The following is a 25,561-nucleotide window of genomic DNA, read 5'->3' as shown; positions in this document are numbered from 1 at the left end:
TCAGGTGGAATATAGGCTGCCCCGATAGCCTATTACTCAATCGTCCTTTCACTCTTCTTCATAAATTTTCTTATCACTGTGGATATACTGCATAGGATAATATTATTTTTAAAATACTAACAAGGAACCTTATCTTTTAAAAGAAATATGTTTAAGTTTAAAAATCCTTAATGAATTTACTGAACACATCGATTAGTATTTGCAGTTAGTAAAAAGAATTGTTAGTTTTTTTTAACTTTTCTACATAGATTTATTAACCCTTTTTCTTCTGCACTGAATCTAGTGATTTGTGCTTTTCCTTTTTTCCCGATGAAAGTATCTACTCTGTAGCTGAGTGACGGCAGAGCCATGCAATGACTGTCGGGGTTTATTGATCAATTAATATTTGAAGTTTTGTAACGTGATATACGTATGTATACATGGAAAGTCCGTGTTTGTTAATTATCGTAATGTAACCTTATTCAGTTACTTACCTGGATAATATTCATTCAGGAAGAATCATGTCTGGCTCACATATGATTCCCTTTAAAGCCGGTTACCATAGCACATGCCTGATGTTATCGTATGCTATTACCCTCGCGAGAAAAACTATTGTAAAACCCTTTGTTAACGCGTTTATTTTATGAAGAAACAAGATACTCCTGCAACACTGTCAGCAATGTTGATAAGGCTCAAAGATGTTAAAGATAAAGGGATAACTTTTATCGGAAGAGGCAACCAGGAAGAGTTCCTTTCATACGGCCAACTTTATGCAGATGCCTTGTCCTGGATGCATTATTTGCAGGAGCAGGGGCTGCACTCTGGTGATGAACTAGTGTTACAGGTGGAAGATAATAAAACCTTTCTACAGATTTTCTGGGCCTGTATATTAAGTGCTATTGTACCAGTCCCGGCTTCTGTTGCCTACCATACAGAGAACGTAACGAAATTAACCAGGATAAGCGCATTTTTAAATCATCCATTCCTCGTCACTAACCGTCCACATTATGAAAAACTATGCGGACAAAAGAATACAGACAGGAATTTCGAAGAACATTTTGATCGTGTGCTTTTTACGGAAGATATGAAGCATGCAGGTAGAGAAGGAAAGATATATCCTGTAACTGCGGATATGATTGCATTCCTGCAGTTCTCTTCTGGTTCTACAGGCGATCCTAAAGGAGTAACATTGACCCATGCCAATGTGATCGCCAATATACGCGGCTCTTTATTGACGAACGGGTGGAATGAGAAAGATAGTACGCTGAGCTGGATGCCGTTAACACATGATATGGGTCTGATCTGCTTTCATCTATATCCGCTCTATATAGGCATACAACAATATATTATGCCCACGGATTTGTTTATAAGGGCTCCTTTAGTATGGTTGCAAAAGATATCAACTCATCGCGTCACGATAACAGGTTCTCCCAACTTTGGTTATAAATACTACCTGAATCAATTCAGCGAGCATAAAGCGAGCGACCTGGACCTGTCTTGCCTGCGTATCATTAATAATGGTGCAGAACCCATATCAGCAGCTTTATGTCGCCGTTTTACAGATACTATGAAGAGATGTGGTCTTCATCCTGATGCAATACGGACAGGATATGGATTAGCAGAAGCCACACTGAAGGTGACCTTCAAGCGTTCTTTTCCTTTGTTGAAAACTATTCTTGTGAATAGAAAAATGTTGACCCTGGGCAACTGTGTAATAACACATGACAGCGTACAGCCCATGCCTTCGGAAAGTACACTTGAGCTGGTAAATGTGGGAGAACCCATCACCGGTATGGATATCAGGATCTATGATGAGCAGGACAATATATTGCCGGAGGGTTATATGGGGCTTATCCGGGTCAAAGGGGATAGTGTAACCCGAAAATATTATAACAATGCAGCGGCTACAGACGCTTCCATCAGTAAGGATGGATGGTTGAACACAGGTGATACAGGATTCATGTGGGAAGGGTGTTTGTATGTCGCAGGAAGAGTAAAGGATATCATCTTTGTAAATGGTGCAAATGTATATCCGCATGATATAGAAAATACATTAGAACAATTAGAAGGTATCGATACGGGAAAAGTGGTGGCTTGTGGTATACCGGACAAAGAAACTGGAGTAGAGGCTATTGTCATCTTTGTGGTGCACAAAGCCTCAGTAGAGGCATTCATACCTCTTGCCGATGCTATAAAAGGATTTATTGCAGCACGTTTGGGCCTGGAAATAAAACAGGTCGTACCGGTGAGAAAAATACCAAAAACCACCAGCGGAAAAGTGAAACGGTATTTATTGGCGGAATCCTTTGTAAAAGGCGCTTATACAACTATTATCAACACAATTGAGGAGGTGCATAGGGGTACTGATAAAGTTTCTCCGCTGTCTGCTCCTTCTACCCCGTCTAAAGATACAATTGAGCAATGGTTATGTGAATGGTTACAACAGCGTTTTAATCTTACAGCAACAGATCTGGTGGTGGACAAGCCATTTTCTGCGTATGGTATGACTTCCATGCATGTAGTTGTCCTGGCAGCTGATTTGGAAGTGTTGCTGGGCACTACGGTTGAGAAAACCATTATTTATAATTTCCCTACCCCGGCTACCTTATCAGCATATCTTTCGGGCATAGGTAATGATGCAAAGAAAGAATCTGAGCTGCGTCATAGCGAGGGTGATGATAACGACAGTATTGCAATAGTGGGTATTGGGTGTCGTTTCCCCGGAGATATTAATACCCCGGAAGCATTCTGGACATTTTTAAAAGAACAGCGTAGTGCCATTACCGTTACCCCGGAAGATCGTTGGGATGTAGCAGCCTATTCTGCCACGGAGGAGATAACCTCCGGAAAGATGTATACTCAGCACGGTGGCTTTCTGAGGCAGGTGGATAAGTTTGATCCGATGTTTTTTGGTATCTCGCCGAAGGAAGCTGCTTATATGGACCCGCAGCAACGGCTGTTACTCGAAATATGCTGGGAAGCACTGGAGCATGGAGGATTTTCAGCATTAAAGCTGAGAGGTAGTGATAGCGGGATTTTTATTGGCATGGGATCGGATGATTATGAAACGATCATTCATGATAACAGGGAGCATTCTTTTGGTGAAGACATGGACAGCCTCGGCGTTGAAAGAAGTATCGCTGCTGGCAGGATCGCTTATACATTCGATTTTCATGGCCCGGTAATGCAATTGGATACTGCTTGTTCCTCCTCTCTGCTCTGCATCCACCAAGCCAGGTTAAGCCTTATACGCAGAGAGTGCTCTCTGGCCCTGGCAGGCGGGGTAAACCTGATGCTGACACCTGATACTACCGTTAAGCTATGTCAGATGAAAGCACTTTCTCCCACCGGCTTATGTAAATCATTTGATGACAGCGCAGATGGATACGTGAGAGGAGAAGGTTGTGGTATAGTTGTAATGAAGCGATTGAGGGATGCATTGGCAGATGGTGATAATATCCTTGCGGTGATCAAAGGTTCGGCAGTTAACCACGATGGGCTAAGTAACGGACTTACAGCGCCGAATGGTACCATGCAGCAGCAACTGATCGAAAAAGCATTGAGAGATGCTTCCGTTGGTGCAGACACTGTGCAATATGTGGAAACGCATGGAACAGGTACCCGTCTGGGTGATCCTGTTGAAGTACAGGCTTTACAGGCTGTATATGGAGATGCCAGTACGAAAGACAAGCCATTATTGATAGGGGCTGTTAAATCAAATATCGGGCATCTGGAAGCAGCGGGAGGTGTAGCCGGGTTTATCAAAACGGTGCTTTGCTTACAACATGGAGAAATACCGGCCAGTTTGCATTATGAGGTTCCCAATAAATTTATACCCTGGAATGAAATGGCTGTTAAAGTAGTCGATAGACTGGTGGATTGGCCCGTTGCTGTAAAAAGGAGAGCTGCTGTGAGTGCATTTGGATTGAGCGGGACCAACGTACACGTTATCGTGGAGCAGGCACCCGATGTAAGCAATGGTGTGGAGGCGCAGCAACGACAGGTCGTGTATCCTTCTTATCCTTTGCTCTTATCTGCTAAAACACCCGCAGCACTGGAAGCATTGGCACAGCAATATATTCGCTTTTGTAATAATAACTCCGCTGATTGGCGGGATATAGCTTATAGTGCAGCAATAACCCGTGATGTATTCCAGCACCGGCTGGCATTACAAGCAACTTCCAAACAAGCAGCCGGAAAATACCTGCTTGATTATGTAAACGGTATAACAAATGAAATAAGGTCTGGGGTTGCCCAGGCATCGAAAGGGAAACTGGTATGGCTGTTTACTGGGCAGGGGATCGAAAACTGGAATACGGGGAAAGAATTATATGAACATAATCCGGTGTTTAAAAATGTAATAGATCAATGTGATGCTTTTCTGAAAACCCGTTGGAACATTCAGTTGGTAAAAATATTTTATGAGACGGATGGCGCTGAAAGAGATAAAATTTTACAACAAACCATGTTCGCGCAGCCGGCCGTATTTGCTATTTCCTGTGGTCTGGCAGCTGTATTGAAATCCTGGGGCGTATCTCCATCTGTAGTAGTAGGGCATGGCATTGGGGAATATGCGGCTGCATGCATTGCCGGTGTGTTCAGTCTGGAAGATGGATTGATACTGATTGCTGCAAGGGCCCAATTAACGCAATCGATTAAAGAACGGGGAACAACCCACTCCGCTCCTATGGAGCCCATGTTGGATGAATTCAGGGAAGTTGCCGCCGGGATTAAGTTTCATCAACCTGTAATTGATCTGATCTCAAGTGTCACCGGGATGCTGGCCAACCCGACTATAGCCAGTCCGGATTATTGGTGTGAACATATTACGGCTCCTGTACAGTTTTATAGAAGCCTCACTACTATAACAGAGCAGGGCGGAGATATGCTGATGGAATTAGGGCCGCATCCTGCGCTCTTGCCTTTGGCACAGATGACGCTGGAGTATCCGGAAGATAGCCTGTTAACCAGTTTAGAACATGGTGTATCATCCTGGAGTACTATGTTACAAAGCTTAATGGCCTTACATGTAAAAGGTATCTCTGTGAATTGGGAGGAGTTTTATGCGGAATGTCTATGCCAGAAGGTAACATTACCTGTATATCCATTTCAACGCCAGCGATATTGGATACAACAGGTAGAAAATACACAGGTAGCAATAACATCTCCGGTAAAAATTAAGGAGATAACGGATACCAGGGATCAGACTGCAGACAGCCGTATGGATACCTTAGCGTATCTCCGCGGGGCATTGGGTGAACTCTTGAAAATTCCTGCTGCAGAGATTGACATACATAGGGATATACTATTGCTGGGCGCCAATTCTCTTACTTTGATCCGTATGGTAACAAGCATAGAGAAAAAGTATAAGGTGAAATTCACCATCCCCCAACTATTCGAAGCACTGACGACGCTTGATAAACTGGCAACATATATTGAAGCGCATAAAACAGTTCAGACGACTCCTGAAAAAACTGATCCGATACCGGCAACAAGTGATGTTATACAAGCTCCGGCCGCGGCCTCAGATCTGAATAGTGTAGTTACTGTAGTGTCAGCAGTAATACAGGAGCAAATGGAAAATATGCGGCAGCAGATTCTGGTCAGTATGACGCAGCAATTCAAGCTGCTGGCCCTACAACTTGATAGCGTAAGGAGCGTACCTGGTGCAATTGAAACAGTTGCATCCGGCGAGATGAAAAACATTCCGGAGAATGGCCATCACCCAATGGAAGAGAGAAATCCCAAAGACGAAATTTTTTCATCAGAAAGCAGCTTATCTCCTATCACCTGGCAGCAGTCAAGGCCCTTACATATCCCATTATCCTTTGAGCAGGAAAGTTTGTGGTTTATTGATCAGTTAGAAGGATCAGTTGCCTATCATGAATACCTCCTTTACAGGGTGGAAGGGGTGATTCAGGTGCCGGCTTTAAGATATGCATTGCGGCAGATTGTTAATCGGCACGAGGTGTTGAGAACAGTATACACATTTGAGGATGAAACGCTGTTTCAGAAGGTATTGGCAGCCGACCAATGGGAATTGGAAATAAATGATCGTACTTTTTATGAGATGCATTCCCAAACATTGGAAACGTATCTCATCAAATTAGTAAGCACCCCTTTTGATCTGTCAAAAGATTATATGCTGCGTGCACAGCTGATTCACCTTTCTGAGATGGAGCATATGTTGGTATTAACGATACATCACATTGCTTCTGATGGTTGGTCTGTTGATATTCTTTACCGCGAGCTGGTTGAGTTTTATACCGCGTACATGGAATCGCGCACTCCTCAATTACCTTCTCTAAATATGCAGTATGCAGATTATGCGATATGGCAACGGGAGTCCCTATCAGAAGAAGTATTGAATAATAAAATGGTTTATTGGAAAAATAAGCTGGAAGGGGTTATTCCGCTAAACCTGCTTACCGATCATCCACGGCCAGCTGTTCCGGGCATTCAGGGAGCAGCTTTTACTTACAATATTGACCTCGAACTGACAGACGGTTTGCGAAATCTGGGCAAACAGCATGGGGCAACCTTATACATGACCCTTCTGTCTGTATTTAATGTGTTGTTGTACCGCTATAGTGGTCAGGGAGATATTTGTATTGGTACTTCAGTTGTAACAAGAATGAAAGAGGGCGTAGAAGAACTTATCGGTTATTTCGTAAACACCCTGGCTATACGGAATGAACTGAAGAATGATATTTTGTTTACGCAGTTGCTGAAGCAGGTAAGACAAACAACATTGGATGCATTTGAGCATCATGATGTACCTTTTGCAAAGGTAGTAGATCAGATAATAACAAAAAGAGACCTGGGTCGGAATCCTTTATTTCAGGTTAGGTTTGAGTTGCATGAACAGCCGGATATCTCTGTATTTGAGTTGGGAGGGGTACGGTTGTCCAGAGAAATGCTGACTTATACCGCTGCCAAATTTGATTTGATGTTCTCGCTTTATGAGACTAAAGCAGGGTTATACGGAAGTGTGGAGTACGATAAAGATTTGTTTGATGAAGATACTATTGTGCAATTATGCCAACATTTTAAGCTGTTATTGTATGCTGTTGTAAAATCACCTGAAGAACAGATTGGCCGGTTATCCATGTTGAGTCCGAAGGAGCAGGAGCAGTTATTGATATCTTTCAATAACGTCTCAGGAGAGCTCCCGGCAAACAGAACGATGATGGACTTATTTATGGCGCAGGTATATCGCACACCGGATGCCGTTGCAGTGATGTTTGAAGATCAGCAGCTCACATATAGTGAGCTTGCTGCATCCGCAGATCAATTAGCACACTACTTACGGGCTAAAGGGGTCAGAGAGGAAACAATGGTGCCTATCTGTATAGAAAAGTCCCTGAATATGATCATCGGGATACTGGGGATTTTAAAAGCTGGTGCAGCTTATGTGCCTATCGATAGCGAACATCCGATAGATCGGATCAGACATATCCTGGAAGATACAGGTGCGAATATAATAGTAGCCGATACTGCGACAAAGAGTCTTTTTGCATTCATAGAAGAGACCAGCAATATTATTTTGCTGGATGCTGATAAACATATCTTCAGCAAGCATCCAGCTACTACACCTGAGGTGTTCGTTACACCTTCCCACCTGGCATATGTGATTTATACTTCCGGTTCTACAGGTCAACCTAAGGGTGTGATGGTGGAACATGGTGGCATGTTGAATCATTTACAGTCAAAGATAGCCACCTTAAGTGTCACATCAGATACTACAATAGCATTTACAGCGGCATATACTTTTGATATTTCAGTATGGCAGATGTTTGCTTCCTTGTTAAAGGGAGGTAAGACGATCATCTATCATGAATCTCTGATTTTGCAACCGGCGTTATTTCTGGACGCGCTGATTCTTGATCGGATTACTATTCTGGAACTGGTTCCTTCTTATTTGGCTGTTCTGCTGCGGGAAAAAAAGTTGACGTTGCTGAAAGACCTCTGTTTCCTGATTGTTACCGGTGAAGCAGTCAGTTATCATTTGCTGGAGTTGTGGTTTAAATGTCATACTGAAAGAGTGATTCCGGTAGCGAATGCATATGGGCCAACAGAAGCTTCAGATAACATCTGCCATTATGCCATGTATGAATTACCTGAACGGGTGAATGTACCCTTAGGCCAGCCCATTCAAAATATGAAAATATACATATTGGATGAATCGCTGCAATTATGTCCTGTAGGGGTGGGCGGGGAAATTTGCGTAACAGGTATTGGGGTGTCTCGTGGTTATCTGAATCGTCCGTCACTCACAGCGGAAAGGTTTATCAAGGACCCATTTTATCCGGAATCGACTATGCGGATGTACCGTACCGGTGATCGGGGAAGGTGGTTGTCGGAAGGCGTTATCGAATATCTTGGTCGTTTTGATGATCAGGTAAAGATACATGGTTATCGCATAGAACCCGGCGAGATAGAAAGTGCGCTGCAGGCATCAGGTATGGTTAACGAGGCAGTAGTGATAGCCCGGCAGGATCATCTGACAAATAACAACAATAATAGCAATCTGATTGCCTATGTAGTACCACAGGAGAAATTTGACAAGGCAGCTGTCCTTTCCTATCTGAAGATGCGGCTGCCGGGATACATGATCCCTACTTTACTTATCGAAATAGATAAATTACCATTAACCGATAATGGAAAGATTGATAAAAAGGCATTGCCGGACCCCGGCGAGATGGCATCTGTAAGAAACAAGCATGTTCCTCCGGGAAATGAGCTGGAACGTCTTCTGATTGGTGCCTGGGAGCAGATATTGGGCATATCCGGCGTAGGTATTTACGATAATTTTTTTGAGTCGGGAGGGCATTCTTTGCTGGGTACCATGCTGATATCCGTTTTGCGCCGGCAGCTGAAAGTAGAGCTGACCATTAAAACACTGTTTAATTTTCCTACTGTTGCGAAACTGGCAACATATATTGAATCACAACAGCTGCCGGTTAAACACCGCCGCATTATCATATAGTCAGGAACGTCTGTGGTTCATTGATCAGTTGGATGGTAGTATTCATTATCACACACCTACAGTATTAAGTTGGAAGGGGAAAGTAAACAGGACTGCACTGTAATAGACGGAAGTATTTATAGTCTACGGTGCCCGATGACTCACGGATGAAGTCCAGGATGTGTTAAGCGGGCGCAAAAAGGTAACTAAAGTACGCAGCACCAAAGACGAACACCTGCCGCTTAGAGGTTTCTTAGTGTGTAAACAATGCGGTAGACCCATTACAGGTAGTGGCAGTAAAGGCAATGGTGGAACCTACTATTATTACCATTGTCAAAGTAGTACCTCCTTTACCTTGCCAGTAAAGGATTTTGGAATCACTTAAAAGAGGAAAGGTCGGAGATAACTCCGACCTTTCCTCTTTAGTGCCCAGAACTGGAAAAATATCGAACCAAATTGTATTGATATTAAAGCACTTAACCACTTCAATGAATCTGCAATTGTATTGTTAGCAAGTACCTGCTGGTACTAAAAATATTTATCCACCCCGTAGCCGCCTTTTACTATTTTATTCTGACTTATTTTTTCAATAAGTACTGACAAAATACTGTCAAATCACAGCTACATATTTCCTTAAATAAAGCACTCCTTATTTGTTTCTTAGTGATTCTCCCAATGGCGTATATTGATCGTATGCCAGCAATTAATTTACCCAGACAACAATGATTTCCAAATATTATTCTACAACTATTTAGATACCCCACTATGTACCACGACGTTCATCCAACCGGGGCCCAAACATGATAATGGTAGTATAATGATGTAGTATGTTTACTACAAATACCGCTGGGATTTTTGGTATCCCAGTCCAACCCGCATTAATATCCCTCGTGTATAGTTAACAGTTAGCCGTTATTCATAGCGTTTTTAATGTTAAATCATAAGTAATTGACTGCGATTTTATTGCAGGATAAAAAAAGATACTTATCTTTTGGCGGAATTTATCACCTTTAAAACATTAAAAACTATGAAACTCAGGCATCTGACGACTTCCATCATGGCCATTGGGCTATTTTTCATGGTTGCTTGTAAGAGCAAACCGAAAGATTCGGAAATCATGACCACAGTTAGTACAGCAGTTCAATCTATTCCTGGAGTAACTGCCAATGTAAAAGAAGGGGTAGTAACATTGTCTGGTACAGTAAGTACTGAGGAAGAGAAAACATCTGCTGAAAAAGCAGCTAAGTCTGTAAAAGATGTTAAGAGCGTGGTTAATAACATCACGGTTACGCCTCCTCCTCCACCTGCAGCACCTGTAGCGGTAACAGCAGATGATTCACTCAAAACTGCGGTAGCTGATGTGGTGAAAGATTTCCCTGGCGTAAAAGTAGACGTAAAAGATGGCGTATTAACAGTTACCGGCGAAGAGAAAGCAGATCGTTGGAAAACCTTAAAGATGGCATTAGATGCATTACATCCTAAAAAGGTAGATGCAAAAGGTTTGAAAGTAAAATAAGTCAGTCCATTTTAAACTAAAACATTTATGGCATTACAGGATAAATACAAAGATTTGCTGGATACAGCGACAGCATCTGGTGTTTCAGATCTGCAAGTTGCGGAACAGGATGGAGTATTGCATATTAATGGCACTGCTCCCAGCGGGGATGTTAAAGATAAGCTTTGGAATATTTATGGGCAGATAGATCCAAATTTTCTTAGCGGAGATGTTGTAATGGATATTCAGGTAGCTACCGCAGTAACCGGGGCTAAATTGACAGTAGTCACTGAATCAACCAATCTTAATATTCGTAAAGGGCCGGGAACAGATCAGCCAATCGTTGGAAAGGCTGCACATGGTGAAATTGTTACACTAATCAGTAAAATGAATGAGCAATGGTGGCTCATTCGTACAGATGATGGTGCTGAGGGGTATTCTTATGCACAATATTTACAACCTGCCTGATTACTATCAAAAAGAATAAAAAGAAGGTGTCTCAAAAGTAATTTTGAGGCACCTTCTTTCATTTTAGAAAAAATGGTCGAGTTATCTTGCTTATTATCTTTTTTGTCCTTCTTTACTCCTCATAATAATTCGGAAAATTTTCCTGCAACTTATGCCAATTTAGGCTCCGGATAAAGGGTGTTAGGTTCCCAAAAAATGCCTTTATTGAACGGAATAACGGTTCTTGATTTAGATGTCAAACAAAAAATCATTGGTTCGATATTCCCCGCAAAACTGATTTTTGATGAAAATGATTATCGAACCATGGAGCCTAACCCTATACTGGAGCTGATTGCCTTGTCAGTAAAGGATTTGGAAGTACTTAAAAAAGAAAAGGTCGGAATTTCTTCCGACCTTTTCTTTTTAGTGCCCAGAACTGGATTCGAACCAGCACACCCTTGCAGGCGCTGCGACCTGAACACAGTGCGTCTACCAATTTCGCCATCTGGGCATTTTGATGTGTCAGGGGTGCAAAGATAAGCACACAAAGGATTTCACCAAATTTTTTTGAGAGAAAATAAAAAAATACTGCTCAGCTACTTCAAATTCCCAGGCATTCAGCCACCCGGCATAATTGATGAAATCCACGTAAAACGGGAGTCACGCCCCCCGATCACGTCCCCCCATCATCGCCACACTCATACAACGTAACTGTTCTTATCACCGGCATTATCAAAAAAAACTACGCCCTGGCTTCACCCTTTTTTAAAGTTCCATTGCCTTACGCTGGAAAGTAAGAACCAGCAGACATCATAAATTAATAGCTATTTGAAAAATAGCTGGATACCGTAGATGGAAATAATTCCGGATTTATCAATACTTTGTACTGGAAACAATGAAGATACGAAGTACACTATGCATCAACCAGGGTCTGTAGAAGCCATTTCTTTTGAAGAACAGTTCAGGCTTCACTATAAATTTTTGTGTACGATCGCGTATTACATGGTGGAAGATGAGGACGCCGCCAGGGATATCGTGCAGGATTTTTTTCTCTACTGCTGGAGTAAACGGGATGTACTGCATGTCACCCACAACTTCAGGAGTTATGCTGTGCGCGCCATCCGCAATGCTTCTCTCAACTACATCAAGAAGTCCGGTAAAACAACATTGCAGGAAGTACAAACGATTGAGGAACTGGTAAAATATTTTCCGGGAGAAGAACAGACAGATGAGGAGAAGCGCGATAAAGCCTTGTGGGAAGCCATTGCCCGCCTGCCGGAACAGCGGAGGAAAATATTCCTGCTGAGCAACCGCGACGGGCTCAAATACAAGGATATCGCTGATACTCTCGGCATCTCCATCAACACGGTAAAAACACAGATCAAGCTGGCCTTGCAGTTCCTGAGGAAAGAATGTAAATGGATGGTAAAGGCGGCTTTGCTGGTTTTATTTTTCAAAATACTTACTTCCTTCACCCTTTTTCAAAATTGTTTGCCCTTATTATAAGTTATGATGCACACAAACGACCACGATAACGATAGCCATATAGATTGGGACAAGCTGCTGGATGTCCTGGATGGCAACGCCGCTCCCGACACCCTCAATGAAGAGGAAATGGGCATGCTGGCCGCCGCCAGGGAAATGCATGCAAGGCAGCATGCAGGCAGATTCTCTGAAGATGCAGGATGGGATAGGTTTGTAGCGGAGAGAGACCGCAGACGCGTACGCCGTATGATGATCGTCAGGCAACTCGTAGCCGCATTACTGGTGCTCACCATCGGCGCCGGCATATGGATGCTCAGTCCCTGGCGCAAACAACACAGTCACCAGCTGGCCAACCAGCTCCCCAACGGAAAAGTGAGGCTGAAACGCGCCGGCGGCGTATATATCCTCGGCAATGGCACCCAAACAATACAGCAGAATATAAATGCACAGATACAATCCGATTCATCATCCATTACCTATAACAAAGGCGCCATCCAGGATGTGCCGGCAAACAACGATACCCTGGAAGTTCCGAAAGGACGGCAATTCAGCCTGCAACTGTCAGACGGTACACGCATATCATTGAATGCTTCTTCTACACTTATTTATCCCGGTACCTTTAACGGCCATACCCGCGAAGTATATGTTACAGGAGAAGTGTTCTTTGATATCGCACCCGATATGCAACACCCCTTCATCGTACATGCAGGAAAGGTTTCAATGAAGGTACTGGGCACCGCCTTCAACGTAAATACCAGCGAAGCAGGCGTCGTTACCACGCTCACCAACGGCAAGCTGCTGGTCACCAGCAACAGTGCCAGTCTGGTCCTGCTGCCTGGAGAACAATCCGTTAGCGCCAGCAATGGTGCACTGAGCAAACATACTGCTACTGATATCAGGCTGTATACCGCCTGGAAGGATGGCGATATCTACTTCGATGATACACCGCTGTCAGATATCGCCGGTGTATTGTCACGCAGCTATGACTACAACTTTGTATTCGACGATCCAGCCGCCGCACAGGCAAGGTTCACACTGGATACACGCAGACCTTCGCACCTGCAGGATGTGCTCAACCTGATCAGCCAGAGTATCAACGATATTCAGTTTAAAATAGAGGACAAAACAGTGCACGTAACAATGAAACACAGCAGATAACACAATGTCAGCATACCAGCATAAAATTAATACCGGCAGCTGTCCGTTGCCACTGATCAAACCGTAATATCAACCGAAATGAGAAAACTAACCACACTGTCCTTCCTCAGGAAGGATGTGAAGCGCTTTGTCTTGTATGGTCCCCTCCTGCTATTGCTTTTACTGTTGCAAACCGGTTCCGGCTTGTATGCGCAGGATAATGCAGGCGACGCGATCCTCTCAAGGAAAATATCCTATGAAGCGAGCCATGCCCCGCTGAGCAAGGTATTGAAAGACATCCGTGAGAAAACGAAGGTACGTTTCACCTACAACACAGAAGTCATCAACCGTCAACCTGCCGTGACCGTGAAAGCAGAGAACGTATCCTTGGAAACGCTGCTGAAGCAGGTGCTGACGAATACAAACCTCCTCTTTGACGTGGCCATGGAAGGAGTAGTAATCTATGAAACTGATAGAAAACAAACGAAAGACAAGATAGGAGTGATCGTCTGGGGCAGGGTTACCGACCAGGCCGACCATCCGCTGGCGGGTGTGAGTATTAAGGGCCTTACAACTAAAGATATGACGGTCACCGAATCCGACGGTGCCTTCATGCTCGTGGTGCCGACGAATGAGCAAATCGGTTTTTCCCGCATAGGTATGAAATCATTCGTCTACAATGCAGGCACGACCAACAAAGGACCACAGGCATTTAAAATGGACTCCGTTGTGCAGGTGATACAGGAAGTGGTGGTGAATGGATACCAGAAGATCGATCCGCGCTTATTCACAGGCTCAGTAACAAAACTGAGCGCCGCAGAGGTGCTGCAGGCCGGCCAGCCCAGCATCGACAAGATGTTGCAGGGGAAGGTGCCAGGGCTGATGGTATTAAACACCTCCGGAGGCGTGAATGCCAAGCCTACTTTGCGCATCAGGGGAACCTCTACCCTGCTGGGAAATGCATCACCCCTGTGGGTAGTGGATGGCATGATACGTCCCGAACCGGTGGATATCTCCAACGCATTACTCAATAACCTCGTAGGTGGCACCTCCCAATCCAACTATGAGTTGATCGGTAATGCTATCAGCGGCCTTAACCCCTACGACATTGAAAGCCTCACTTTCCTGAAAGATGCCGCCGCCACCGCGATCTACGGTACACGTGCCGCCAATGGCGTGATTGTGGTAACTACCAAAAGAGGAAAAGCAGGCCCTATGCAAGTGTCTTATAACTCCTCCTATACTTTTCAGCAACGGCCTTCCTACAAGAACCTTAACCTGATGAACTCAAAAGAGCGTATTGAGTTGTCGAATCAGTTATTGCAGGACGGTGTAGTATTTCAGGATAACCTGAGCGGGTTCCCTGAAACCGTGTCCTATGAAGGTTTGTACCGGGCATTATATAAAAAGGATATCACGGAAGCACAGTTCCGCGACAAGGTAGCACAAATGCAAACAAGGAACACCGATTGGTTCAAGCTGCTGTTCAGAAACCAGTTCAGTTTAAACCAATCGCTGAGCATGAGCGGAGGAGCCGGCAAAACGGTTTATTACGCTTCTTTTAATTATGCCGACAACAAAAGTGCTGCAAAGCTCGATGGTAACAAACAATATGGCGTTAATGTGGATATCCGTACACAGGTAGGAAAAAGGCTGAACCTCGACCTCTCTGTGATGAGCAATTACACTACCCGTACCGGTTACTATAACGGCATCTCTCCGCTCGCATATGCCATGCAAACCAGCCGGGCAATAAGTCCTGATGACTATTACCCCATTGCGGCCGGCCAGCCATTGCCAAACCAATACATGGATAACATGGAGGTGATAAGACCCTACCTCAATCCGCCGCTGGTTTTTAATTTTCAGAATGAGATCAATCATACGTCCAATACCACAACAGAACACACTACCAGCGCCAACTTGCAGCTGGATTATAATATCGGCAAGGGTTTCACATTCCGTAACCAGTCCTCCGCTTTTATTTCCGGCGCAGATGGTATGGCGGCATATGACCAGCTGTCGTTTCAGGCTGCCAGGGAACGTGGCTGGAACCAGGACTGGACACCTCCGGATGATATGATCAAGGTCTCCCCCTTACCTGCCGGCGGCGTGGCTAATACATTCTATCAGCGAAGCCTGGTATTAAATACAAAAAACAGCATCGACTATAGCAACAGATTTTTTAATGACCGCGACCAGTTCAATTTTACGATCGGTAATGAAATAAACAGTGTAAAAAGGGAAGGCACCCTGTCCACACAGGCAGGATATTTTCCAGAAAGAGGGAAAACCTTTTTTCCTTCAGACCTGAGCCGGAAAAAGAATAGCTATAACATTACAGATGGTCGCGAAAATTCTGTTGGCATTTACAGCACAATAGGCTATAGCCTGATGGGCCGTTATACCGTGTATGGCACTATCCGGATGGATGGGTCCAACCGATTCGGACAATACTCCAATTCAAAGTTTTTGCCCAATTATGATATCTCCGCACGTTGGGATGTTTCCTCCGAAAGCTGGTTTCCAACGAATGTCATCAGCGGATTAATGATCAGGTCTTCCTACGGAACGCAGGGGAATGTGGTCACAGCGGTAGGCCCCAACCTGGTAGCCGGATATATGGCAAACACCGGTGTATTCAACCCCCGCAACCAATTGCCTTATCTCCACATCAAATCATTACCCTATCCGGACCTGCGCTGGGAAAAGACCTATCATTGGGATATCGGAGCAGATATGGGCTTGTTTAACAACCGTGCGAGAATAGGTTTCGACTACTATTCCAAACACTCGGTAGATGTGCTGGACAATGTAGAGATACCGTATGAATATGGTATGAACACCATGTACAGAAACAATGGCAGTATATACAACAAAGGGTTCGAGCTCACCCTGAACCTGACACCCGTGAGAACGAAAAATTCGGAATTGAACCTCTCCTTTAACACCAGCAAGCAGTTCAACAAATTGTCTGACGACGTAAACCAGGGTAATTTCTATTCTCTGTTTGATGGTAACGGACATCTGCGTGGCAGGCCTATCAGCGGCTTTTACTCCTATAAATTCAAAGGACTGAATCCCGATAACGGCTTGCCTTTGTTTGATAAACTGGACCAGAAAGCCAAAACATCCAACCCTGATGATATACTGGTATACTCAGGGCAGATACAGCCCAAACTCACATTTGGTTTTACACCATCTTTCCGCTACAGGTCATTTGCCGCAAGGGCTACGTTTATTGTGAGCCTCGGCAGTACCAAGCGCTTGAACAGTCCGTTTGTGCTGAGTGAATTCGGTAGCGGTGTACCTGCTCCTTATTCCAATACACCCAGAAGCTATTTTGACCGCTGGCGCAAACCAGGCGATGAATTGAAAACCAACATTCCTTCAGTAATTGATAATCCTCCCCACGATCAATGGGTGCATGTCCCTTATTACAAACGGAGTTCAATATTGACTAATTATGGCGACGATATCACTATTGCGCCGATGGATGCTTATACGCTGTCTGATATCAGGACTATCAGCAATGATTATATGCGATGCACCTCACTGAGCCTGATGTACACCGTGCCGCCTCCCATGCTGCGGGGTACAGGTATCAAAGGCCTCAATGCATCCCTTACTATAGCTAACCTGTTTAAGATTGCCAACCGCAGGTTGAATGGGCAGGATCCGGAGATCAGCGATTTTCATTCCGCCTACGGCACCTTGCCACTGACAAGAAGTTACACATTAGGACTGTCTGCCTCTTTCTAACACAAATCTTCAATTTGCCGACATGAAAAAAATATTGCTTGTAATATCTGTTGCCTTGTGTCTGATGTCATGTAAGAAGTTCCTGGAAGAATATTCCCAGAGCGACCTGACACCCAAATCTGCGGAAGATTATGGAGAAATACTGTATTCAGATGGTTACCCTTCCGGCGTAGATGCGGTCCAGTCATGGAGGGTATTCCTCGATGATGATGTGCAAGCCTATGTGGGAGGACTCAATGCAAATGCTCCGGCCGAGGTCACTACAGCATCCTCGATATACCAATGGCAACCCGATTTTGTAATAAGGGCCACCAATGCCGGTTTTACAGACAATCTCAACATCTGGGAGTCCTACTACCACTGGTTGCTCGGAGCTAACGTAGCCCTGCAAAACATGGATAATGCCACAGGTGCCCGGCAACTCAAAGATCAGCTCAAAGGTGAAGCCTTTGCAATGCGCGCCTTCTATCATTTTATGCTGGTGAATCTATATGCAAAGCCATACAACGATTCCACCACTACGCCTGATAAAAGCCCCGGCATTCCTATCAGAATAACTGCTAACCTTTCTGACAAGCCGATGGTAAGAAATTCAGTGAAAGAAGTATATGATCAGATCGCACAGGATATTGACAGCGCTACTTACCTGTTGGACCAGAACAGGACGAATCTCTCGCCTTACCGCATTTCCTTTGTGGCAGCACATTTGCTGGCCAGCAGAATATATCTCTACATGGAGAAATGGGATAAAGCTATCCAACACGCAGATGTTGTGCTGGCATACCGTCCCCAGCTGCTCGATTACAACACCCTTGGAGGATCCCCGGATCCCAGCAATCGTCCGCTGTCCGGAGCCAATAACATTGAAACCGTCTTTACCTACGGCACCGTTAAAGATTATTCGGCGCTTGGATTCTACAATGTCTACAATGTTTCACATGACCTGGCAGATTGTTTTGAGGCTGACGATCTTCGTAGCGTAATCGCTTTCTCTCCCACTCCGGATTTTTTAAAGCCATATTTTACACCTGACTATGGATGGCAGAAAATAGACAATACAGCATACGGCGACAAAGCACTGGGGATTTCCTGGCGGAATGCGGAGGCCTATCTCAACAGAGCAGAAGCCTGTATCCAGCAATACAAGGCCACCGGCGATGCAGCCGCTGCCAGCAAAGCACTCAACAGTCTGAATACCCTGCGCAGCAACAGGATAGATAAAACCTCCTTTCAACCATGGGGAATACAGCCGGCAGATGCACTCCTGCAAATGTGCCGTACAGAACGCAGAAGAGAGCTGTTCATGGAAGAAAATCACCGTTGGTTTGATCTCCGGCGTTATGGCATGCCATCTATCAAACACCTCTATATGCCAGACGAGGCCACCACACAAATATACCGGCTGAAACCTCATGATCCGGCATATGTGCTGCCTATCCCCGATAAGGTGATCAACCGCAACCCCGCATTAGTGCAAAATCCTTTGTTCAACGGTACCAGGATGCCTGATTAAAATGTTTGATCAAAAAAATTATTTATGAGAATATATTTTCTGGTGGCGATACTTGCAATAGTAACCGCCTGCAATAAAGAAGCCGCTCTTACGCCGGATCCTGTACAACCCATGTACACGCTGCCGCAGGGCAATCATAGCTACGACGATAGCATCGTTGCATTCCATAAAAAATATGACAGCTACATACTCTACAAATTCACGCAGTATGATTATGCCTACAACTACATAGACAAAAGAACAGATTCCGCCTTCGTTGCTGATCCAACCAGCATTCCGCTGGCATTGCAGTTCATGAAGCAACACCTGTTCAGTTTCTATCCGGATGCTTTCCTGATGAAAACAATGCCGTTCAAGATACTCCTCGCCAGCAGTATCAGCAGGAACGGCATACCTTCAGTACCCGCTATGGCAGCCAGTAACAGCATGCTGGCATTCGGCTACGCCAACAGCACGCTCGCACAGAAAACACCTGCCCAAACAAAACAACTGCGGGCATGGCTCAACAGGGCCTATATGGAAAGAGCACTCCGTGTAGGCGCCATCAACATACCACCGGATTTTATGGTACCTATACCAGGGTATAAAAATTTGCAGGAATACAATAAATATGCAGCTGGTGTAGTGGAACCTATCAATGAGAAACTGAATGTAGTAACAGACCTGCTGGGATTCATCGAGCTGGCCACCGGCCACACTTATGATGAGCTTACCTCCCCCGGCCATCCGCTCAGCCCGAATGTAGATGTGAACGGCCAGGTGAAAAGGAGATATAGTATCATGATCAGCTACTTCCAGAATATGTATGGCGTAGATCTTCAGACTATTGGTAATACCCCTTGAAATATCCTTCTGCTAAAACCAGTATTGATATCCCCAAAAAAGAAACCTCCTTTCCGGGAGGTTTCTTTTTTTCAGGTTATTTTTTTTCTCAATGTCGCTTCACCCTTTTTCCCGCTGCGGTTGCCTCTTATACAGAAAACGCCTTAATTATTTATCAGCCTTAATTAGCATGAGTATGAAAATTTGCCAGGGAAAGAAGAGCCTGTTGCTGGCCGCTGCTACAGCACTCACAGGATTCGGTTCGATGGCCCAGTCGTCGCCGGCACAGGTGCGCGCAATGGCCCAGGCTACTGCAACATCGCCGGCAATACCACCCGTAACGGATGTAAGCCTGCCAGGTTATCGCAGCGCCGCCATCGCTACCGCATTCAGGAAAATAAGAAAAGATCACTTCAGCCTCCGGCCCGTTGATGACAGCTACAGCAAGGAGGTATGGGAAAACTTCATCCACATACTGGACCCCAACAACAACGTATTCCTACAGGAAGATATCAACAGATTATCCGCTTATAAAAACCAGGTGGATGATGAGATCAACACAGGCTCCAGCGCTTTTTTTGACGCGACATATGATATCTACAGCAAACGTATCAAAGAAGCCAACAACATCTGCATGCGTATCCTGCAACAGCCATTCAACATGCAGCAGAAAGAATCGCTGGAGGTGATGTGGAAGAAAGAATGGACCTTTCCCGCTAATGAACAGGACCGCGAAGATAAATGGCGCAAATTCCTGAAATATGCCACCCTGCGGCATTATATGGAAGGAGATACTGTCGCTGTTGCACAGAAAACAAGCCCCTTCAATTCCGCCCTGGAAGCCAAAGCGCGCGACTACGTACGCAAATGGTATGTGGAATACTTCCGCCAGTCAACAGGCAAAGACGCGATGAAAGAGAAATTCACACAGTTCATGTCTGTTGCTGTGGCAGCGGTAGATCCACACTCTGCCTATGTCGCACCGGAAGACAGATCTTTTACGGAGGCAATCACCAAACGCTACTTCGGCCTCGGTTTTGAACTGGGCAACAAGGAGTCTGATTTTTTTGTGAAAAGATTGATGCCCGGCGGCCCCGCCTACAAAAGCGGTGAAATAAAAGAAAACGATGTCATCATCGCCATCAAAGACAGTAAAGGAGAAATGATAGCAGTGAGCGGCATGGAAGCCAACCGCGTTACCGCCATGATCCGCGGGGATAAAGGCACTGACGTGACACTGAAACTTCAGCAGCCCGGAGAACAACCCCGGACTATTACGCTGAAAAGAGGTGAAGTGATCGATACCGAAAACCGTGCAAAGAGCGCATTGATAGAGAAAAACGGAAAGAAATACGGTTACATTTACCTGCCTTCGTTCTATCTCGATCCAAATGGTGAACAAACTAAAGGCTCTGCCGGTGATGTATGGAGAGAAATAGAGAAATTGAAAGAACATGAGATCGATGGTATGGTCATGGACCTCCGCGGCAATCCCGGCGGCTCCCTCGATGAAGTAGTAAGGATGTGCTCCGGCTTCGTGCCCGCCAGCCCCATCTCATGGCTCCGCTCAAAAGACAGCCTGCGCAGGTATACCTCTCCTGGCTTCGGACCTCTCTATGATGGCCCCCTCACTGTCATGGTGGATGAAAGCAGCGCCTCCGCATCGGAAATATTCTCCGCCGCCATGCAGGATCTCAAACGTGCTGTCATCATCGGTACTTCCAGCACCTTCGGTAAAGGCACCGCACAAAGCGGCTTTAACATCGGTAAATCAGGTAATATAGAGAAAGGCATCCCCGACACCAGCTACGGCACCCTGCGCCTCACACTGGAGAAATTTTACCGCATCACCGGTACCGCCACACAACTGAACGGCGTAACACCCGACATCATCCTGCAAAAGAGAATGTCGCTGATATCTATCATGGAAAAGGATTACAGCTCCGCACTGCCTTGTGATACGATGCAACTACTGCCATTCGACCAGGTAAAACCTGTATGCGACTACCAGGCAGTTATTCAGAAAGCCAACGCACGCATCAACGCCAGCCCGGCATTTGCTGATATAGACAATAACATGAGACAGCTGAAAACACTCCGCGAAAAAACAGCACTGCTCAACCTGGAAGATTTCAGAAAAGAATTCAATGCCGCCCGCAGCTGCGAACAGCGTATTCAGCGCGACAAAGAACTGACTACCGGACATCTGCTGAATGTACAACCAGCACTGCTGCGCAGTATCAACCCTGCCACGATGAAAACAACGCCGGGAGAAACCGCACGCTACAAAGACTGGCTGAATAAACTCAGCAAAGACATCTACATAGATCAAACCATATCAGTATTGGAAGACATGCAGACGAACAAATAATAGCGGCATATCCCTTCACACTTTTAACTCAAAAGCATTAACACTAAAAGCATCACATCATGATCAAAAAATCTCTTCTGTTCCTCTTTTGCGCCGGCAGCCTGAATACACTGGCACAGGATAAACCGGTTACCCCCATTACAGATAATACAAAGTTTGCAGAGATCACAGCAAAAATTGACAAGCTGCCCAACGATACAATGGTGTACCTGTATGAACCCTATTCAGGAGAGGTAGACAGCGCCCGCATAAAGAGCCACGGCTTCAAATTCAAAATGCCGATGCCCAAAGGTGGAAGCATGTATATCATGGCGATCGGTTCCGCCGGTAATAACAGCAATCGTGGCGCCATCGTGTACCTGGAAGACGGGAAGATGAACATCACTGGTAAAGGCGACGGCTTCCATGGTGTTCAATACAGCGGTTCTACCTGGGCTAAGGAATCAGAGGAAGTGATGAACCTGGTCTCTACAGAAGATGGTACCGGTAAAGAGTTTGAAGAACTTCATAAAAAATATAGTGCTGCGATAGCGATTGGAGATGAAGATGCTGCTGACTCCATCAATAAAAAAGCCAGCGTGCTCCAGAACAAGATGATCGGAAGTTATAAGAAATGGATCAAAGATCACCCGAACTCCGGTTTGAGCGGCTACCTGCTGACTTGCTACATCCCATCTCAGGCCGACAAAGACGAGTTGTTCAATGGCCTCGGAGAACACGCCAAAGCATCACGTATCCTGATGCGCTATAAATATCCCGGTAAAATAGATCCTACACAGGCCTCTCTCGCTTTTTCCGACGAAGCTACAGCGGATCCTTCCAACCGTCCTAAGATCGGTGCCAATGCACCTGCATTCACACTCGCCGATGTAAATGGTAAAATGGTGTCCCTCTCCGACTTCAAAGGAAAATATGTACTGATCGATTTCTGGGCCAGCTGGTGCGGTCCCTGCAAAGGCCAGATACCTTTCCTGAAAGCTGTGAACGAAAAATTCAAAGACAAAAACTTTGTATTACTGGGCATCTCCCTTGATTCCAAACGCGAAGCATGGCTGAAAGCCATCGAGAAGGAAAAGCTGGACTGGCTCCATGTGTCTGAACTGAAAGGTTGGGCTGATGCGGCTGCCGCAGCTTATGGCGTTACCTACGTTCCTTCAAATGTATTGATAGGACCCGATGGAAAAGTGATCGCCCGGGATCTTTATGATGATAATATCGACAAAAAAATCTCAGCTATCCTAAAATAAAACCTCTATTAAAACCCTTACGACCAGCCATGCAACGGAATATACCGTTGCATGTGCCGTGTCGGATAATAACAACTGTTATGAAAAAACATATTTTCAAAATAGCGTTCCTGCTCCTCCTGCCCTTGCTGAGCATGGCGGAAGAGGGATTTGTGATCAGGGGAAGGATAAGCGGGGTTATCAGCGGTTCCGTTGCCATCAGCGAGTTTGTCCATCTCCGGCAGGATGAGAAAGATGATGTATTCCCCGATAAAGCGCGCATCATGAACGGAGAGTTCTACTTTACCGGCAAACTGGCGCACCCCGCTCTGGTAAGACTGAAAATCAGCACCCGGATGATTTTTGTGTACCTCGAAAATACCAACTATACCATTGACTGCGCCCTGGATTCACTGTCCGACGCACAGTTGAAAGGTGGCAAGCTGAACGACGACTGGGTAACATTCATAAATTCCCGCAAACCGTCGATAGAATTTATCAAAAAACATCCCGGCAGCGGGATATCAGCCTATCTGGCATTGAGGGACCATAGCGCTACGCTCGAAAAGACTGCCGCCGTTCATCCCCTGCTCACTCCAGAGGCATTGAAAACATGGTCTGGACAACAATTCGAAGCTGCCTTCGCCGCACTTAAAAAAGTGGATACCGGTATGGTATTTCCTGATCTGAAAATGACCGACATAAAGGACACTCCCCTTTCTGTTAAAAAATATGCCGGTAAAATAGTCGTGCTTGACTTCTGGGCCAGCTGGTGCGCACCTTGCCGCGCTTATATTCCAACCCTGCGCGAACACTACAACAAATACAAGGATAAAGGCGTGCAGTTCGTCAGCGTATCTGTGGATGACCACAAGGAGAAATGGCAGGAGGCCATGAAGGAGCTGAAGATGGAGTGGACACAAACACTCGCCGACGGCGGTTTTCAGGATGGTAAAGGTGTGAAGGATGCCTTACACATCTTCTACATTCCTCACGTGATCGTGGTAGGTAAAGATGGAAAGATCGCAGCCTCTCTCGATTCTTACAAAAAAGATCAACTGGAGAAAAAACTGGATGAGTTACTTCAATAAGATAAGCAGATGGAGAATACCAGGCCTCGTGCTGGCAGCCGCCATGACCTTGCAGGCCTGTACTGTTTTCAGCCCTCCCGAAGCACGGCTGCCCGGCAAGCTCACTGTCAAAGTCTTCAGCATCACACCGGAAAGGCCGGCGCTGAGGGTAACAGGTGTATACTACAATCCCAATAATTACGGCTTCACCTTCACCGGCGGAGAGCTTGACCTGAAGCTGGATACTTTCTACCTCGGACATGTGAAACTGGACACCGTGATGACCATCCCCGCACATGCTACCTTCACCGTGCCGGTAGTGGTGGAACCCGATTTTACAAAGCTGGGCAACAGCGGCATCAACCTGAACGATTCCGTGCTGCTGTCGTTCTCAGGCACCATGGCCGGAAGAATCGGGTGCTTCTCTAAAAAAATTAATATTAAATATCAGGGCAAACATATCATGGATATAAGCTTCTGACAGCATCCGGCCGGCTGAAAATAATTCAGCCGGCCGGATCAATATTAATTCCATTTGAACCACCGGATGCCCAGCAGGCCAAATACTACTGTATATCCTAAGCTGGCCAGTAAAGCCATTGTCGTATGCTGTGTCCAGGTTTCCGGCTTGAGACTGGTGGCGACTACCTGATTCACCACACCATAGGGTGACCACTGCACTGATTCTTTCACCACGTCTCCCAGTGCACCGAAGCTACCCAGCATACCCACCATAATAAACAGGAAATAGACCAGCCGTGTAGTGGAATTGACAGTCTCCAGGTTTTTAATCAGTCCCACAATCATCTGTCCGAGGCTCAGATAAAGCAGTCCACCCAAAACAGCAGCAAAAAAACCGGCCACGTAACCCATAGCAGAAAGGGTGATCTTGTCTACCGCAATTCCCACGGCAAAAATCAGCAGCGTCATCACCATAATAGTGGCTATGTGCACGGTAATCCGGCTGCACATGATCGTCCAGGCCGCAACAGGGCCAACCCGTAAACGCTGAAACACCCCTTTATCACGGTCACTCGCCACCGAACTGGCGTATCCCAGCAGACCGATGCTGATCAGCCCAATGGTGATGCTCCCGGCTATTACAAAAGAACCACCCAACTTACCTATCAGCCCTTTCCAGGAAACAAGAATCGCCAGCGGCACCAGCAACACCAGTCTTAAAGAACGGCGGTTGCGCCACATCGTTGTAAAATCCGCCCGCAGCAGGGCAGTCATAACAGTAGCAGTTTGAGGTATATTGGTAGTTTGCATGAAGTATAGTTTAG

General features: G+C 45.5%; 14 protein-coding genes and 1 tRNA gene. 13 read left to right on the top strand and 2 right to left on the bottom strand.

Features of this window, described 5'->3' with window-relative positions; genetic code table 11:
• Positions 1-622 precede the first annotated feature (622 nt).
• The 4 genes from KD145_RS00445 to KD145_RS00430 all read left to right on the top strand — a co-directional run bounded on the left by KD145_RS00445 (position 623) and on the right by KD145_RS00430 (position 10,910).
• The gene (locus tag KD145_RS00445) at positions 623-8,968 is read left to right on the top strand and encodes a non-ribosomal peptide synthetase/type I polyketide synthase (protein WP_212003967.1); all 8,346 of its coding nucleotides are present in this window, start codon (positions 623-625) and stop codon (positions 8,966-8,968) included.
• 160 nt (positions 8,969-9,128) lie between these two features.
• Entirely contained in the window at positions 9,129-9,332 is a 204-nt protein-coding gene (locus tag KD145_RS32400; protein WP_212003966.1) for a zinc ribbon domain-containing protein, read from the top strand.
• A gap of 606 nt (positions 9,333-9,938) precedes the next feature.
• On the top strand, positions 9,939-10,463 hold the full coding sequence (locus KD145_RS00435) for a BON domain-containing protein (RefSeq protein WP_212003965.1): 525 nt from the start codon (positions 9,939-9,941) through the stop codon (positions 10,461-10,463).
• A 27-nt stretch (positions 10,464-10,490) separates the two neighbouring features.
• Positions 10,491-10,910 (top strand): SH3 domain-containing protein, encoded by a 420-nt coding sequence (locus KD145_RS00430; RefSeq protein ID WP_113613791.1) that lies wholly within the window; start codon positions 10,491-10,493, stop codon positions 10,908-10,910.
• 406 nt (positions 10,911-11,316) lie between these two features.
• Here the strand turns inward: KD145_RS00430 and KD145_RS00425 are convergent.
• Positions 11,317-11,400: transfer RNA gene (locus KD145_RS00425), tRNA-Leu, on the bottom strand.
• Between the two features lie 404 nt (positions 11,401-11,804).
• Between KD145_RS00425 and KD145_RS00420 the strand changes: the two genes are divergently transcribed.
• The 9 genes from KD145_RS00420 (at position 11,805) to KD145_RS00380 (ending at position 24,756) form a co-directional block, all read left to right on the top strand.
• Positions 11,805-12,395, top strand: coding sequence for an RNA polymerase sigma-70 factor (locus KD145_RS00420; RefSeq protein ID WP_212003964.1), 591 nt, complete (start codon positions 11,805-11,807; stop codon positions 12,393-12,395).
• A gap of 3 nt (positions 12,396-12,398) precedes the next feature.
• Positions 12,399-13,532 carry a FecR family protein gene (locus tag KD145_RS00415; RefSeq protein ID WP_212003963.1) on the top strand — a complete coding sequence of 378 codons (1,134 nt, stop codon included), beginning with the start codon at positions 12,399-12,401 and terminating at the stop codon, positions 13,530-13,532.
• Between the two features lie 78 nt (positions 13,533-13,610).
• The gene (locus KD145_RS00410) at positions 13,611-17,273 is read left to right on the top strand and encodes an archease (protein WP_212003962.1); all 3,663 of its coding nucleotides are present in this window, start codon (positions 13,611-13,613) and stop codon (positions 17,271-17,273) included.
• Between the two features lie 22 nt (positions 17,274-17,295).
• A complete protein-coding gene (locus tag KD145_RS00405) occupies positions 17,296-18,786 on the top strand; it encodes a RagB/SusD family nutrient uptake outer membrane protein (protein WP_212003961.1) in 1,491 nt (496 codons plus the stop codon).
• A 24-nt stretch (positions 18,787-18,810) separates the two neighbouring features.
• Positions 18,811-19,629, top strand: coding sequence for a hypothetical protein (locus KD145_RS00400; RefSeq protein ID WP_212003960.1), 819 nt, complete (start codon positions 18,811-18,813; stop codon positions 19,627-19,629).
• 175 nt (positions 19,630-19,804) lie between these two features.
• Complete coding sequence (locus tag KD145_RS00395) at positions 19,805-21,979, top strand: carboxy terminal-processing peptidase (protein WP_212003959.1); 2,175 nt, start codon at positions 19,805-19,807, stop codon at positions 21,977-21,979.
• A 59-nt stretch (positions 21,980-22,038) separates the two neighbouring features.
• A complete protein-coding gene (locus tag KD145_RS00390) occupies positions 22,039-23,226 on the top strand; it encodes a TlpA disulfide reductase family protein (RefSeq protein ID WP_212003958.1) in 1,188 nt (395 codons plus the stop codon).
• An 80-nt stretch (positions 23,227-23,306) separates the two neighbouring features.
• On the top strand, positions 23,307-24,296 hold the full coding sequence (locus tag KD145_RS00385) for a TlpA disulfide reductase family protein (protein ID WP_212003957.1): 990 nt from the start codon (positions 23,307-23,309) through the stop codon (positions 24,294-24,296).
• Positions 24,280-24,756: a hypothetical protein gene (locus KD145_RS00380; protein ID WP_212003956.1), complete on the top strand. Its 477-nt coding sequence runs from the start codon at positions 24,280-24,282 to the stop codon at positions 24,754-24,756. The genes KD145_RS00385 and KD145_RS00380 overlap by 17 nt, the downstream gene beginning before the upstream one ends.
• Before the next feature lie 44 nt (positions 24,757-24,800).
• On the opposite strand, the gene KD145_RS00375 is transcribed toward KD145_RS00380, so the two are convergent.
• Entirely contained in the window at positions 24,801-25,547 is a 747-nt protein-coding gene (locus KD145_RS00375; RefSeq protein WP_212003955.1) for an ABC transporter permease, read from the bottom strand.
• Positions 25,548-25,561 lie beyond the last annotated feature (14 nt).

The organism is Chitinophaga sp. HK235 (genome assembly GCF_018255755.1).
GTDB lineage: Bacteria > Bacteroidota > Bacteroidia > Chitinophagales > Chitinophagaceae > Chitinophaga.
Note: the sequence above shows the minus strand (reverse complement) of the source record. Positions and strands in the feature narration are given on the sequence as shown.